This is a genomic window from Collinsella sp. AF39-11AT (assembly GCF_003474585.1).
Lineage (GTDB): Bacteria > Actinomycetota > Coriobacteriia > Coriobacteriales > Coriobacteriaceae > Collinsella.
On record NZ_QROG01000003.1, the window covers coordinates 20,438 to 34,009 of the forward strand.

General features: G+C 53.2%; 11 protein-coding genes. 6 read left to right on the forward strand and 5 right to left on the reverse strand.

Annotated features, from left to right (window positions below):
- Window position 1 precedes the first annotated feature (1 nt).
- Window positions 2–2,803 carry an RICIN domain-containing protein gene (locus DW037_RS01975; protein WP_147351993.1) on the forward strand — a complete coding sequence of 934 codons (2,802 nt, stop codon included), beginning with the start codon at window positions 2–4 and terminating at the stop codon, window positions 2,801–2,803.
- 482 nt (window positions 2,804–3,285) lie between these two features.
- Here DW037_RS01975 and DW037_RS01980 read toward each other — a convergent pair whose 3' ends face one another.
- The 5 genes from DW037_RS01980 to DW037_RS02000 form a co-directional block, all read right to left on the reverse strand.
- Window positions 3,286–3,621 (reverse strand): hypothetical protein, encoded by a 336-nt coding sequence (locus DW037_RS01980; protein ID WP_118372699.1) that lies wholly within the window; start codon window positions 3,619–3,621, stop codon window positions 3,286–3,288.
- A gap of 98 nt (window positions 3,622–3,719) precedes the next feature.
- Window positions 3,720–4,427, reverse strand: coding sequence for a hypothetical protein (locus DW037_RS01985; RefSeq protein ID WP_118372700.1), 708 nt, complete (start codon window positions 4,425–4,427; stop codon window positions 3,720–3,722).
- 251 nt (window positions 4,428–4,678) lie between these two features.
- On the reverse strand, window positions 4,679–5,182 hold the full coding sequence (locus tag DW037_RS01990; protein ID WP_118372701.1) for an RNA-guided endonuclease TnpB family protein: 504 nt from the start codon (window positions 5,180–5,182) through the stop codon (window positions 4,679–4,681).
- A 30-nt stretch (window positions 5,183–5,212) separates the two neighbouring features.
- On the reverse strand, window positions 5,213–6,391 hold the full coding sequence (locus tag DW037_RS01995) for an excisionase (RefSeq protein WP_118372702.1): 1,179 nt from the start codon (window positions 6,389–6,391) through the stop codon (window positions 5,213–5,215).
- Between the two features lie 134 nt (window positions 6,392–6,525).
- On the reverse strand, window positions 6,526–7,428 hold the full coding sequence (locus tag DW037_RS02000; RefSeq protein ID WP_118372703.1) for a DUF5688 family protein: 903 nt from the start codon (window positions 7,426–7,428) through the stop codon (window positions 6,526–6,528).
- A gap of 425 nt (window positions 7,429–7,853) precedes the next feature.
- On the opposite strand from DW037_RS02000, the gene DW037_RS02005 reads away from it, so the two are divergent.
- The 5 genes from DW037_RS02005 (at window position 7,854) to DW037_RS02025 (ending at window position 13,570) form a co-directional block, all read left to right on the forward strand.
- A complete protein-coding gene (locus DW037_RS02005; protein WP_118372704.1) occupies window positions 7,854–8,723 on the forward strand; it encodes a hypothetical protein in 870 nt (289 codons plus the stop codon).
- 163 nt (window positions 8,724–8,886) lie between these two features.
- The gene (locus DW037_RS02010) at window positions 8,887–10,167 is read left to right on the forward strand and encodes a zincin-like metallopeptidase domain-containing protein (protein WP_118372705.1); all 1,281 of its coding nucleotides are present in this window, start codon (window positions 8,887–8,889) and stop codon (window positions 10,165–10,167) included.
- A gap of 17 nt (window positions 10,168–10,184) precedes the next feature.
- On the forward strand, window positions 10,185–11,276 hold the full coding sequence (locus DW037_RS02015; protein ID WP_118372706.1) for a hypothetical protein: 1,092 nt from the start codon (window positions 10,185–10,187) through the stop codon (window positions 11,274–11,276).
- A 16-nt stretch (window positions 11,277–11,292) separates the two neighbouring features.
- Window positions 11,293–12,360 (forward strand): hypothetical protein, encoded by a 1,068-nt coding sequence (locus tag DW037_RS02020; protein ID WP_118372707.1) that lies wholly within the window; start codon window positions 11,293–11,295, stop codon window positions 12,358–12,360.
- A 19-nt stretch (window positions 12,361–12,379) separates the two neighbouring features.
- Entirely contained in the window at window positions 12,380–13,570 is a 1,191-nt protein-coding gene (locus DW037_RS02025; protein ID WP_118372708.1) for a hypothetical protein, read from the forward strand.
- The last annotated feature ends 2 nt before the right edge of the window (window positions 13,571–13,572 follow it).

The window sequence follows — 13,572 nt, forward strand, 5'->3', positions numbered from 1 at the left end:
AATGGAAAAAAGTAACGAGATCGCCCACGTCAATGCGGAACTCATCCCACAGGATAATTCTGCTGAAAGTGATGATAAGTCACTCTCCCGCCGCCGTGTACTCGAAGCCGGCGCAGCGGCGTTGGCATTGCTCATGATGCCCAAATTAGCGTTCGGAGCAACCTGTCCGGGCGGAAATCCTCCGAACGAAAAAGGTTGGTTCGGTTCAGGAAATGGATCTGTTGTCCATCATGGTGGAAACTATATCGGTGTTACATCTAAAACCTGGTGCTGGCAGGTCGGATATAGCTGGGATGCAAGCCAATGGCTTTGCGTCTCCTTCAGGGTATACGTCGAATCGATTTTTACGGATGAGCTCTATGATATTTTTAAGATTCACGTCCAAGCAAAATGCGGCGATGTAAACACTTCAACCGGTCAGCGAATCTGGCTTTCCAAATATAAAGATAACTATCTCCATTTTTGGGTGAGCAATCTTGGAATCGCCGGAAGTAGTCAAGAAACTGACTGGGAAGATAATAAATACTTCGCTTTCTCAAACGAAAACCTCGGTGGCGGAAATCGAAGTTGGTGGAGCATTACTGGCTGGTCCGATTTGGGATACGACTCCCCGACATACCTCTATAAGCGGAACAATGGTCTTCAAGACGCCTATTTCGGTCTTGGAGTTTATGTTTATAACGTCATGAGCGGAGGCGTTAATAACTGGACTACACCTGACAGAGTTTTTCTTAGCGGATTTACAAGTAACTCTGATTCCTTCATGGGCAGTGATATTCACGCAAAAATCGATAAAATTACCCTCGACCAGGACATGTCCCTGTTCGGCAAGATCGTCGCGATCGTTCCGGATGCCGTCAAAAGCGGATATCAATGTCTGGATGTCGATTCCGCAGGACAGTCCTCCGGCACGCTCGTCCATCTTTACGGTGCGGACGGAAGCGGAACGAATTATACGCAGCGCAATTTCATCATGGGCCTTGGCGCGATGGATGAACGTGGCGGTATCACATTTACCATCTTCCCGGCGCATGTGAAAGGTTTCAGTCGTGTGCTCAACGCATCGGGAGGAAGAGGCTATCTAGAGCAAGCCGCCCGAAACCGCACCACGCCTTCTTCCACTCAAACGCTCCAACTCTACGGGGATGACAATACAATCGCCGGTCGATTCTGGGTCACAAAGAGTGTCGATAAGAACGGCAGGTACAACATTATCAGCGACGCTTCCGGCTTCGCATTCGACCGAGCCGACGGCAAGACCGGCGAAGGAACCATCGTCCGACTGCATTCCAACGGTATTCACGCTTCCGAATGGTCGAATGAGGCCCATAAATGGCGTATCGAGGAAGTGTTCTTCAAGGGCACGATCTCGCTCGATGCCGAGCGTGTCGAGCCCGGTAAGACGATCTCTGTCATCGACCCGTCAAAGACATGCACGCCCTATGATATGGCTGGCACCGGTTCGGTGAAATACCTGTACCGCTGGTACTGGATGAAAGACGAGAGGGAAAGCCCGTTTGCCGAAAACAAGTATCCTGAAGCCTTTACGTTAAGCAGCTGGTGCCATCTTGCAAATTGCGGCGATCAGATCTGGCGTGACGCCTATGCTGGCGCGGGATACCCCGTTCGCGACACTAACTTCTTCGTTGAGTCCTTCAAGTTGAGGATCAAGTACGGCACCGGTTTCATCGAGAACAACGCTGACTTCGGTTCAATCTGCTACGCCGGATGCATGGGCATCGAAAATTCAGGCGATTTCTCTTGGTCCGATGTCTGCCGCGACGGCGAGGAACTTGGCAAGGGCGGCGTCAGCAACCGCATTACCGGCATCAAGATCTGGCTTGAAGGAGATATCGCCAAGGAATACGATATCGCCTATCGCGCCTTCATCTATGGGCAGGGCTGGACGGAGCGTTTCCACTCCAACGGCGGTTCTCAGGATGATGCGGAGCTGTGCGGCTCGGATGATGCATCCGGCAGCAAGGGAGCTATCAAGTGTATCCAGGTATTCGCCATCCCGAAGCCGCGCGGTGCCAAGCTGGCACGAGAGTTCGCCGAGGACAATTCGTTTATCCCGGAAAACTCCCATTCGGGTGGCTATCTCACGGCACAGGCGATGCTCGCGCTCAACCTCGATGACACGTCGGGGTTCGATGGGCACAAGATGATCGTCGATGCGTATCAGGGCGACAGTTCGAAGGGCCTGGAAGCTCTGCCCGTGCCGTCGACTCCTCCGCCTCCTGTCGGTATCAAGGTGTTCTATTATGTCGACGGTGAAACCGATCCGTGTTTCGACGAAGAGTATGAGATGGGAACGACCTATCAGGTGAATCCCGATGCGACTGCCGCCGGTCAGAAAGACAACTGCCTCGATCTGGTCTGCTGGTACACGGATCCGGAGTACACGCAGCCCTATGAATCGCAGGAGCTTGCCACTTCGTTGAAGCTGTACGGTTACAACCCTTGCTCGGTGAAATACGATACGACCACCCGCAGCAGCGTGCTGGACACCTCGTATAACTGGTCGACGGACGCCGACCTTGGCACCGCGCTTGATCTGGCAGCCCTGTACCCACAGGACGAAATCGTTAAGTATGGGACGAAGCTGACGTTTGCCGGTCCGTGGTCCGCTTGGTGCGAGGATGCCGGGAAGACGCGCTGCGTATCCAGCACCCCCGGTGTATATGCTACCGCGGCCGCCAGCGGGTCCCCGATCCTCTCGGCGACCATCAAGGGCAACACGACGGTCTACGTCGATTGGCCTTGGAGCGGCTACGACGGTGTCATGAGCGCCCGGTCGTAGCGGATATCGACTGAAGTGACTGAACGAGGGGCAGATGGAGTTTCATCTGCCCCTCTTTTTTTACTATAAGCCGTTTTCAAACGTGAATATTAAGACAAAGAAAAAGGGCGAGACCTAGAGCGTTTGGCCGGGATCCAGTTTCCCGAATACTACTCTAAGCTCGCCTCTGATACTATTATACACAAGCCTCTTTGTATTTGCAACCGCCGAAATAGACAGGTCTCCTATGCCGCCAATCCATAGGTTGAACAAAGAAAAGAATACATGCGCTCTATTCAAGAAATGAAAGATGAATCCACCCGTTAAAATTCGCAAGCGCTTGCGAATAAAAAAAGAAGAAGGCTGCGGAGAGAGACCGCAATCTTCTTCTTTTCCTGTATAAAAATAGGCTGATGCCGGTAGATAGGAATACCGGCCAACAAGGTGATTCCCGAAGGAATCTTCGAAAACAATACTACTATAGCATAGTATAGGCAGTTTGTCTACTTCCTCTGTCGCGCCGGCAAGACATCGTCGGGATCGATCTCATAGAGCCCGAATGCCGCCGCGATCTTCATCATGTCACGCATACCGGCAAGATAGGCCGTATCGACCTGGTCGCAGGCATGGACGCGGACAGCGCGGATAAAGCGATCCGTCACATCCCGAAGCTCCTTCGGAATCTCATGAGAGATCTTGAGCCAATCCTGCTCCGCAAGATGCTCTTCCATCTCACTTTGTCGGAAGCCGGGGTCACGTTCGCTCAACTCGAGCATCGACCCGTCCTTCAGCTCAGACAGGGCCGAGCGCAAAGCGACCTGAAAGCTATTTTCCTCCATACGTATCCTCCTTCCGTTAATGCAATATGCTAGTATTATAGCACTATAGCAGCCGAAAGGCAACCGTATGTTCGAGCGCCCAAGGTATATCGCACCTTTCAAAACCGATGAAGGCAATAGCCCGATTTATCCGACACGATCCCGTAAATGCTCTTCGGAAAATACTCTTCAACTGGGACTGATTCCCTTGCCGCATCGAAGAGACCGGATTTCAAGGCATGAATTATCCGCTCTTCCGCAACTAATGCCATGAGCTCGCAGTTACTCAATGCGAAGAATGCGATCTTCTCCGTGCCGAGTAATTTGGCGGCACTCTCCCATACTGATGACAAGAGCAGCGCCGAGGCGCCTCCCACTCCCCCGCTCAGCCTACCGATCTCCAACATAGCGAGCTGCCCCGTTGTGCCGGTGAAGCCGATCCGTATATCCGATTTGAGGTTGCGGGATGCATATTCGAACAGCTTCCCTCTCGGCAAGTCGAATGTATCGAGATTGTCATACGTCACGATTGCGGCCGCGTAGCCGTCCGTTTCGGATTCACCCTCGACGACGTAGGTGACAAGCAGATCGAGATAGCGATCGTAGATGATCCCCAGCTCGTCATAGCCGTCAGCCTTCCAGGCCGGCGACAGCACCGGATAGATCCTGTACGGTATGACTTCTTTAGCAGGGACCTTATATATCCCGTATTCCATATCAAGGTCGCATATCGGCTGCCCCACATCGAACACATCAACCATTTCATTTTCCACCCGATCTCCTATCGGATGGAAGCGGCGATACCCACCGCGCCACATCCTTCCCATATTCAATTCCTCCTGTAATGCTTTGTGTAATAGTACTATAACATCAAAAAAGCGTATTGATACAGCCGACTACATTTACGATGGCTTTCGGTATATTTCGATGAGATCCTTCCAGATACTTCCTATAGTCGCGTGACATGCTCCCATCCACCTTGCAGCTTCGCTGCTAGAGGTGGGGGCTTCTCGCTCAAGGCAACCGATGTCGCCAGTATCGACGAGCTATCCCCGTGTGCCCCACGGTTTCGCTTCCTCTAGGCCGAAAGCGCGAGCCTCATACCCTCGTCCCTGATGTTCCGAGCAGCGTTAACGTCGCGGTCATGGGTGCGACCGCACGAGGGACACGTCCACTCCCTCACCGACAGGTCCTTGGTTCCCGAGAAGCGGTAGCCGCACTCGTGGCAGAGCTGGCTCGACGGGAACAGTCGACCGACGGTGACGAGACGCTTGCCCCGGTCTTCGAGCTTGTAGCTGAGAAGGGCGTGGAACATGCCGAAGCCGTTGTCCATCGTGGACTTGCCGAGCTTCAGGCTCCGGGACATGCCCCTCATGTCAAGATCCTCCACGCACACGCAGTCGTAGCGCTCCACGAGTCCGTTCGCCGCCTTGTGGTGGAAGTCCTTCCTCTGGTTTTTCATCTTCTCGTGGATGCGTGCGACCCTGAGCTTCTGCTTTCGCCAATTGGCGGAACCCTTCTGCATTCGGGAGAGCTTTCGCTGCTCACGTGCGAGCCGCCTGCTCACGTGTCGGGTAGGCACGGTACACCACTGCCCTGTGCATCGTGACCGTCATTTCCGCTCCTGGCTCTCGATGTGGCGGCGGATGACACCGCCGATGTTTCGCTCGATGCGACTTTCGATAACATCAAGTCGAGCCTGGATACCATCATTCCCATGGGACAAGATCTCCTTTGCCTCAAGAGGGAAACCGACAAGCTTGTCCCTATCGAACCAGCTGTAGTCTCTGAGAAGGCTGAGCTGCTTGTCCGGAGCCATACCTTTCGGCCCAAACGGTTTCGCGATATAGCTATCTTCCGCGAGAATGTTGTAGGCATGACACCAAAGGCTTGTTCCGTTATCGAAAATCGGCGCAAGCCTTGTAAATTCAAGTGTTTCAACATTTCGGATTACCCCGAAGTTACGCCAGTGCCGATCTTGATTGGCAAGAATGTAATCACAGGTGAACATCTTCGCCAAGCCTTCCTCTATATTTTTAAGGCCAAGGCTCTTGTAGGTGTCCACCAGAAAGTCATAGTCACTCATAGAATTAGGTTTCTTTCGCGTTGAAAGTACGTCATATGCGGTGACTAGCTCCTCATCCTGTCCGAGCATGTTCTCACATGCGGAATAGATTCGTCCATTCTCCTCAAATAAGAAGTAGGGGACGTAATCGTTTCTGCTTAGCAGGCGGTTATACAGCGCCGTCGCCACAACTTCGTTCAGAACCTCCTGCCGTGTCGACCCAGTCCCGCCTTTCACGAGGAATCGAGTGCCATTGACGATCTTCCATTTTTTATTGAGATCGCCGCCAAGCGTCGAATTCGGCGACATCAGGTTCGGATTGCCGGACGATTCCTGTCCAAGAGTCAACATTCCAAGATCGTCTGTAAAGTCATTGTCGAAGAAATTGACATCCTCCCATTTCAAAGGATTCTTGCTGTCGTTGATCCAGTAACGATCAGACAGCGAAAGTCCAAAATTCTCCTCCGCCAGCTCCAACGTGCTATTGAGATTCAAAGAATCGAGAAGTTGCTGAATCTGATGTCGGGACGGCGGAATCGCACGCCGGCGCCACCAGTCGTTGAGCGCACGCCTGGTCACGATACCTTTTGAATCAGCGAGAGCCACGGGTGCATATCTGAGATCATGGACATCAACAATCTTCACCACTGCGTGAATATCGCGGTCATATCTGAAAGAAACAACGGGGTAGTTCTTGTTCATCAATGTGTATTCAGCCATCTTCATGATTTCCCCTTTTGATATAATAATACAATTATACCATTAACGGCACGACGATTCAATCTCGAGCGCTCAGCTTGATTCGAGACATTCGAGCAGCGCGAATCAGATGCCACCCGAATGCCCCGAGGGGCCGCCCTTTATTTAGGGCGGATAACTGAAAGGCGGTACTCGCCGTCTGCAAGGCACATCGGATAGATACTGTCCGTGAGCCGTTCCTCCAGCGCGACTTCCATCTCATTGATTTCATGAACCATTGCGAGAAGCGTTTCCGGTTCACCGGCTGTCTGCGCTACAACAATGACCTCTGAAATGCTCGATGGAAGGAAGACAAGGCTATCGGTCCCGAACATCTCGGCAAGTCTCCTGCGAACCGACGGGAGCAACATCGACGCCGCCCCGCCGAACTGTCTGTCTTTCCTGGTCGCCGCAACCATCTTGAAGCCGGATGCGTCATCACGCAGCGTCATGAAATCGACAATCCCTTCAAGGTTTGCAAAAGCAGCCTTTCGGATTTTCTGACGGGAAATTCCGAAAGTCTCAAGATGGCTGTCCTGAAGTCGAATCGTTCCGATTCCATCATTCATCTGCATCAGTTCGACGCGATATGTAATCAGCATGTCGAGATATCGATCGAATGTGATACCGGCCTCCGTAAAGTTTTCCTTATTGTTTTCGGATACGACAACTGGATAGATTTTCTCGAACAGCTCACCGCTCTTGAAAAGGGCATTCAGTCTCTCCCCGATCGTCTTCTGGTCTTCCGTCACACAGTATCTTCCGTCGAGATCGATCAGGGTATCGAAAAGTTCCCCGTCTGACATCTGCGCCCATCGCTCGTTCTGGTAAACGTTTACAGATACCGTTGTCCCGGCATCCAAGGTGTACCCACGCTCGATACCATTGTTTACCGTCTTCTCAGCGTAGCGAAGTCTGAATTTGGCATTCCTCTGTTCCGCGATATGATTCAGCGCCGGCAATCTCATCTCCAGTTCCTCCCTGGTCATCGTTCTCTGTCCATTCATTTCTCTTCTTTCTTCCATTTGGTTTTCCTCCTTGTTTTTCAACCTGCTGTTTTCTTTGGTGCCTCTGTGGGTTCGGCACTCAACATCCGCTCTTCCGTCGGCGCTTCCGAACCCTGTTCAGTTTTCAATGTGCTGGCGATTTCCCGTCGCCGGTATCCGTTCAAGACCACGATGGGACCGAAACGACAAGGGACAAGTGAAACGATGCGCCGTAGGGCAGCCCTTGCGTTTCCGGATCTCGGTGGGCTAGGAAACCCGCGAGCGACGGGGACCGCTCACATGGAACTAACAGGGATCGGTTGCAAAGATGGGCAGATATCGCGGCTTTGACGGAACCTGCAGGCGTTTGCCAAAATACGGTTCAGCAAAAACATGGAGAGAAACGTGATGGTCGGATGAGAATGAGTGGTAGAATCTTACAAAACAGGGAAGGAGGCAAGTGTTTGAGGGAAATCATCGTCGACAGGGAAAATGGAGCCAAGGCATTCGTCCTATTCGAACTCACCAAAGGCAACATCGCGGAAATCAAGGACCGATACATTCTGGAGCAACTGCGTTCCGCAATCGATAGCCCATGGAGCACTGCCCTTCCCGACGGAATTCGCTCAGCTCTGACACGTTCGGTTTCAGAAGAGATGGAAGACAGATTCCTTCTCGAGAACATGGACAAAGATACCGATAGGAGCGTCAGGAGCGCTATCAGGAGTGCCGTGATAAAGGTCAAAGGGCAGCATGGGGTCAAAAACGGACCCTGGGCCGATGCATACGGCGATGCCGATGTCCTCGATTATGCCTACCAGGAGATTATCACGCGATTCAGCGATGGTCCGGGCGCCCTGCTCGATGAAATCGAAATCCCTGAAGGATACCGGATTATCTCAGGTGAGAAATGGGCAAGCGACCTTTCGGGAATCGGACGGGAATGGGTCGATGACATCAACCCCTTCCTCCTGCTGGCGGATAAGACCGGAGAGCTCATGATCTGCGACATCCTGTCGAAGCGGACCGTGCCAGTCGTTGCCGTCAGAAGCGATTTCGCAGAACGGTTTGACAGGCTTGCCGACGAAGACGGCATGATCGGCGATAAGTTCTGGACATATGCCTGCATCGCAGAGGCCAGAAGCCGCAATATGACTTTCGATTTCCGCGGTGCGGTATCGAGGGCATTCGAATTGAAGGGGCGAGTCGAAAAAAGCGATTCGCCAGGGCGAGACGATGGAAAGTTGACCGTGAAGGGCGAGATCGCACGAGCAGGCGCCGATAAACTCGCCGAAGAGGCCAAGAAGAAGGGTGAATTGTTACTTGACGAGTGATGCAAAAAATCGATTCGATTTGCCGGACGGATGGCGACTCGAATGGGCGATGCGTACCGCGACCTGCATTCCATGCGGTGCCTGACGGCACCTATGATCCGCTCGCCAAGGCTCGCTCGATGGATAGATTTTCAGGATCAAAACGACTAGAAGGAGACGACAAATGGCAATGACTAAATTCTCCCGCATCAACAAGCAGCGCGAGGAAATCACCATGCGCGTTCTGGAGGACATGGAGAAAGGCGGTAACGAGTGGAAGAAGCCGTGGGTAGAGGCCTCCCCTCTCCCACCGCATAACCCGGTCTCCGGTACCCAATACAGCGGACGCAACTTCCTCTACACATATGTCTACGGCATGATGCGAGGCTATGCCGACCCGCGTTGGGCTACCGAGAAGCAGATCAAGGAAATGGGCTGGAAAATCCCAGAGAACCTGCAGAACGGACGCGGGGGCATCAATGACGAACTCGGTGTAGGAATCGAGCACTGGGGCATGTACGCCTACATTCCGCGCGTCAAGAAAGACGGAACGCCACTTACCGACAAAGGGGGCACACAGAAGTTCACCAGGGTCCGCGCCGTCAAAGAGAACGGCGTCTGGGGACGCTACCGTAAAGGCGATAACGGAAAATATGAATTCGAGCAGCTGCCGAGTGGCGTCCATCCGCACCCCGAATGCGATCGCTACTTCAAGGTATTCAATCTCTCACTTATCGAGGGCGTCCCGCCGCTTCCCGTTCCCGACCTCGCGCCGAATGACGATATCGAAGTCGGGCTCCTTGCCGACGACGTGATCGCGTCGAGTAGGTGCGAGGTGTTCGAGGGTAGCACCGACGGCGCCTACTACAACTTCGTCGATGACAAGATTTCGGTTCCGTCCCGCGAGGCGTTCAACAGCAATTCCTCGTTTCTCGCCTCACTGCTCCATGAGATGGGCCATTCTACAGCGCCCGCACTTGACCGTCAGATGACGGGTGACATGCACAGCAAGGAATATGCACACGAGGAGATCGTCGCTGAGCTAAGCAGCATCTTCAGCTCCGTCGATCTTGCCGTCAAGGCCGAGACCGACCCTGAGGCCGCCGGTTATGGCGAGCATGTCGCCTACCTCGAGTTCTGGAAGGGGCGTCTCGACAGCGTGGCCGGCACGGACGAATATGAGGCGACCAAGGAAGAACTCTGTGACGATTTCTTTGCCGCCGCTTCCCAGGCATCGCAGGCGACCGATTTCATCATCGACCGCTACGAGCAGGAAGTCGGGCATCCGGCAGCCGGCAAGGAGATCGTGCAGAAGCTCGATATGCCCGAAAAGACGGAGCAGGAAGATCGCGCCGGCCGCAGTCTCTCGCACAAGAAGGAAACGGCTCGCGATGCGTCTGCCCACATGCAGGGCGACCGCGCAGACCTTGTGAACATGCGCGATGAAAATGCCATCGGAGCGTAAGCAAAGGGGAATGGGCAATGGCTAAGTTTGATTTCGATAAGCCTGTCGCCAGTTTCAGCTGGTATCTGCAGAACGGCAGCACCGATGACAAAAGGGGGAACCGTCTTCACGTCGGCACCGGACAGAACGCCCAGATCTATTTCGACCCGAAGAGCGGTGAGTTCATCGGCAAACTCGAATATGTCGACGACTATATCGACCTCGCGGACGGCGCAAAGCAGCATTTCGAGCTGCCCCGCACAGCCCGCGAGTATAAACCGAGCGATTTCAGTCCGAAATTCCCGATCTCTAACGTCAAATATGAAGTAAATGAGTCCGTGAAGGATTTTATCCACGTCCTGCCGCGCGGTCTCTTCTTCTACCAGAATGAATTCTACGATGCCGTCTTCGGGGACAAGACGGACTACCCGGAATCACTTAAGGATTTCCTCTTCACCCGCACGGGCGACATCGAGACCGCCGGTGAATTCTATGGAGCAATCGAAAAGTGGCCGCAGAGCGTCTACGGCACCCTCGTGGAAAAGTGCAATGTCGAAAACCGTCCCATTCCGGAATATGAGAATGATCGGGTTCTGCCGCTCGACTACCATAAAGAGCTGCTGGCGTCCCTTAAAGATCATTTCGGATGCGGAGAGAGTAATTACAGGACGCCAGGCGACCTGATCGCTGCCAGGAGCTACGGCTCATACCTCTCCGGTATCTCGCTTAAGTTCAATCCTCAAGACGTTATCGCGGCTGTGGAACATGCTACCGAGACTGTTCAGGCCGAGCTGGTCCCCTATCTCTCAGACAGCTTCGGACCCGATAGATATCTTCCCTGCGGCTGCCATATCGCCGTCCCGATGAATAATTCGATTGAAAATGCGGCGCAATCGATCAAGGAGCTGCAGAATGCCGGAGTGGATCTTGGCGCCTTGCCGAACCTCAGCTGCGACGAATGCAGCCAGCTCGCCGCCAAAGTCATCCCATATGCGGAGAATAAAGCGCAACCGGCGCCCGACCGCAGTCTTGGACACAAACATGAAGTGAACCGCGATGCGGCGCAGCGGATACAGGCAAGTCGTGAAAACGCCGTAAACATGATCGATGACCATGCGATCCACGCATAAAGGAGTAAAAACAGACATGGATACTGAAATAACTCTCGATCTTAATAAACCGCTCTTCAGCTATAGCCGATACGAAAGAAACGATCACGGTTACGGGGACGACTTTATCCACCGCGACGGCGACGGCGTCAACATGCAGGTCTTTTTCGATCGGGCCACCGGCGAGTTCGTCAGCAAGGGCGTGTCGATCTCTGATTTCACCAATCTCGTCGAAGGCAAATCTGCCCGTGACACGAATGCCTGGACTAGGCACTCGCTCGATCCGAAAGAACTCCTTCCAGATGACATCTCCAAAGTCGAAATCAACGATGGGATGATGGCCTTTCTGAAAACGTATAGGTTCAACGTATCCGATGAGCACACCGGTGACTCTATCCGACAAGAGGTATATGACTTCGATTTCAAGGATGCCGATTTCTACAGTGCACTTTACGGTGACGTCGGAAACTGGCCGCCTGCTGTTTTACGGGGAATTGTCGATAGATTTGCCGAGACCGGCACGCATGTGCTCGAATTCAAAAGCGAGTATTCACTACCGACCGGCTACCATGAAAAACTGTTCGACGCCTTGAAATCATATTTCAAATGCACCGGCGAGGACTATACGACTATCGATGAAACTATCTATATGGAATACGGCGGCGGAGCCGATGTCGATGGGTACAGCCTGAAGTTCAGTCCTGAAGCCCTCGTCTCGGCAGTTGAAAGTGGCTCCCGCTCGCTCGAAGGTGAACTTGTCCCATTGATAGACTATGAGCTGATCGGCGGAGGCGAAACGTATGAATATCTCCCCTGCGGCTGTCAAGTCGATATTCCCATGAATGATTCCATGGTCGCCGCATCTCAGTTCCTTAGAAATCTGCAGAATGCCGGAGTGGATATCGGCAAACTGCCGAACCTCAGTTGCGACGAATGCAGCCAGCTCGCCGCCAAAGTCATCCCCTATGCGGAGAATAAAGCGCAATCGGCACATGACCGCACCCTGGGACATAAACATGAAGTGAACCGCGATGTGGCGCAGCGGATGCAAACTGAACGAACGACAGTCAACCAGATCCGTGAAGAAGACACCGTAGGCGAATAGATAAAAGGAGCGAATCGCAATGTCCGATTACATCAAATATATGTACCGCGAATACCTTGAAGGCCGCACCCGTATCAAAAAAGTCAATGAGGACCAGCCATTATTTCCAAACACCGGCGCCGGCCTATTGATCCAAAAAAACAAGCTTACCGACGATTGGACCGCGCTGAACGTCTCCGACGGGCATTATGAGGAGGAGTCTTTCAATCATGAAGCCCTTGCCGCGGCCTTTCTTCAGGGCGCGAATATGGGACAGCTTCGTATGTTAAACGAGATACTTGACCGCGCCCGGCTGAACGGACCATATTGCCTGGAAAACGTCGCCGACGCATTGCTGTCTTTTGCACCAGCGTGCAAGACCGAATCGCTCATGGAAAACCCCATGCTGCATTTCATCGAGCTTTCCAAGTCCTTCTCCAAGAACGGCGGCATCTACGATCCCGTCCACGGTATCTATATCGACTCCAAAGTCAATGGGTTGGGCGATGTCCCACATTTCACGTTATATGATGTGTCGGTCGCAGACATCGAGGAATGTATGGCCTGGGGCACAAAACACCTCGATGAGGTTCCCGGACAGATCCATGTCGTGAACGGTTCCCCCCACATCGCGACAATCTACGTTACGGGTCCAGATGACCGTCGAATCAATGACCTTATCTTCACACTTTGCGGAGACGGTCGCTGGAGCTATGTCTCGGAACTCGATGCGGAAACGCTCGCCCGTTTCAATGAAATCATTGCAAAGGCGGACCGCATCGAAGCGGGTATCGTAAAAGATGACGAGTGGCGCGACGGGATGGTCGAGCAGGTGTCGGGGTTCATGGATAAAATCAAGGATATGGATGCAGAGGAGGCGGAAGGTGCCGACACGGTGCTCGCCGAGACATTCAATTCGATTGACGCCCTCTCAACCGATGCCGCGATTGATTTGCTGCGCGTCTATTCGAGTTGCGATGCATCCGGACGCGATGCTGTCGCCAAGACGTTCTATGCGTTGTCCGGTGAATCATTCGACTCCTATCTCATGACGGCATCGGAAGTATGCAAGAAAACGCTCGGTATGCTTGAGCCCGAACCGCCGCAGCCTGCAAAGGCGAAGAACCTCTCCCAGAAAACCGCTTCCTCGCGTGAGGCATCGACTCGATTGTCTGATGAGATCGGTGCGAAGCCCTGCACACGCGATGAAGGCACCGTCGGCGACAGCTGATC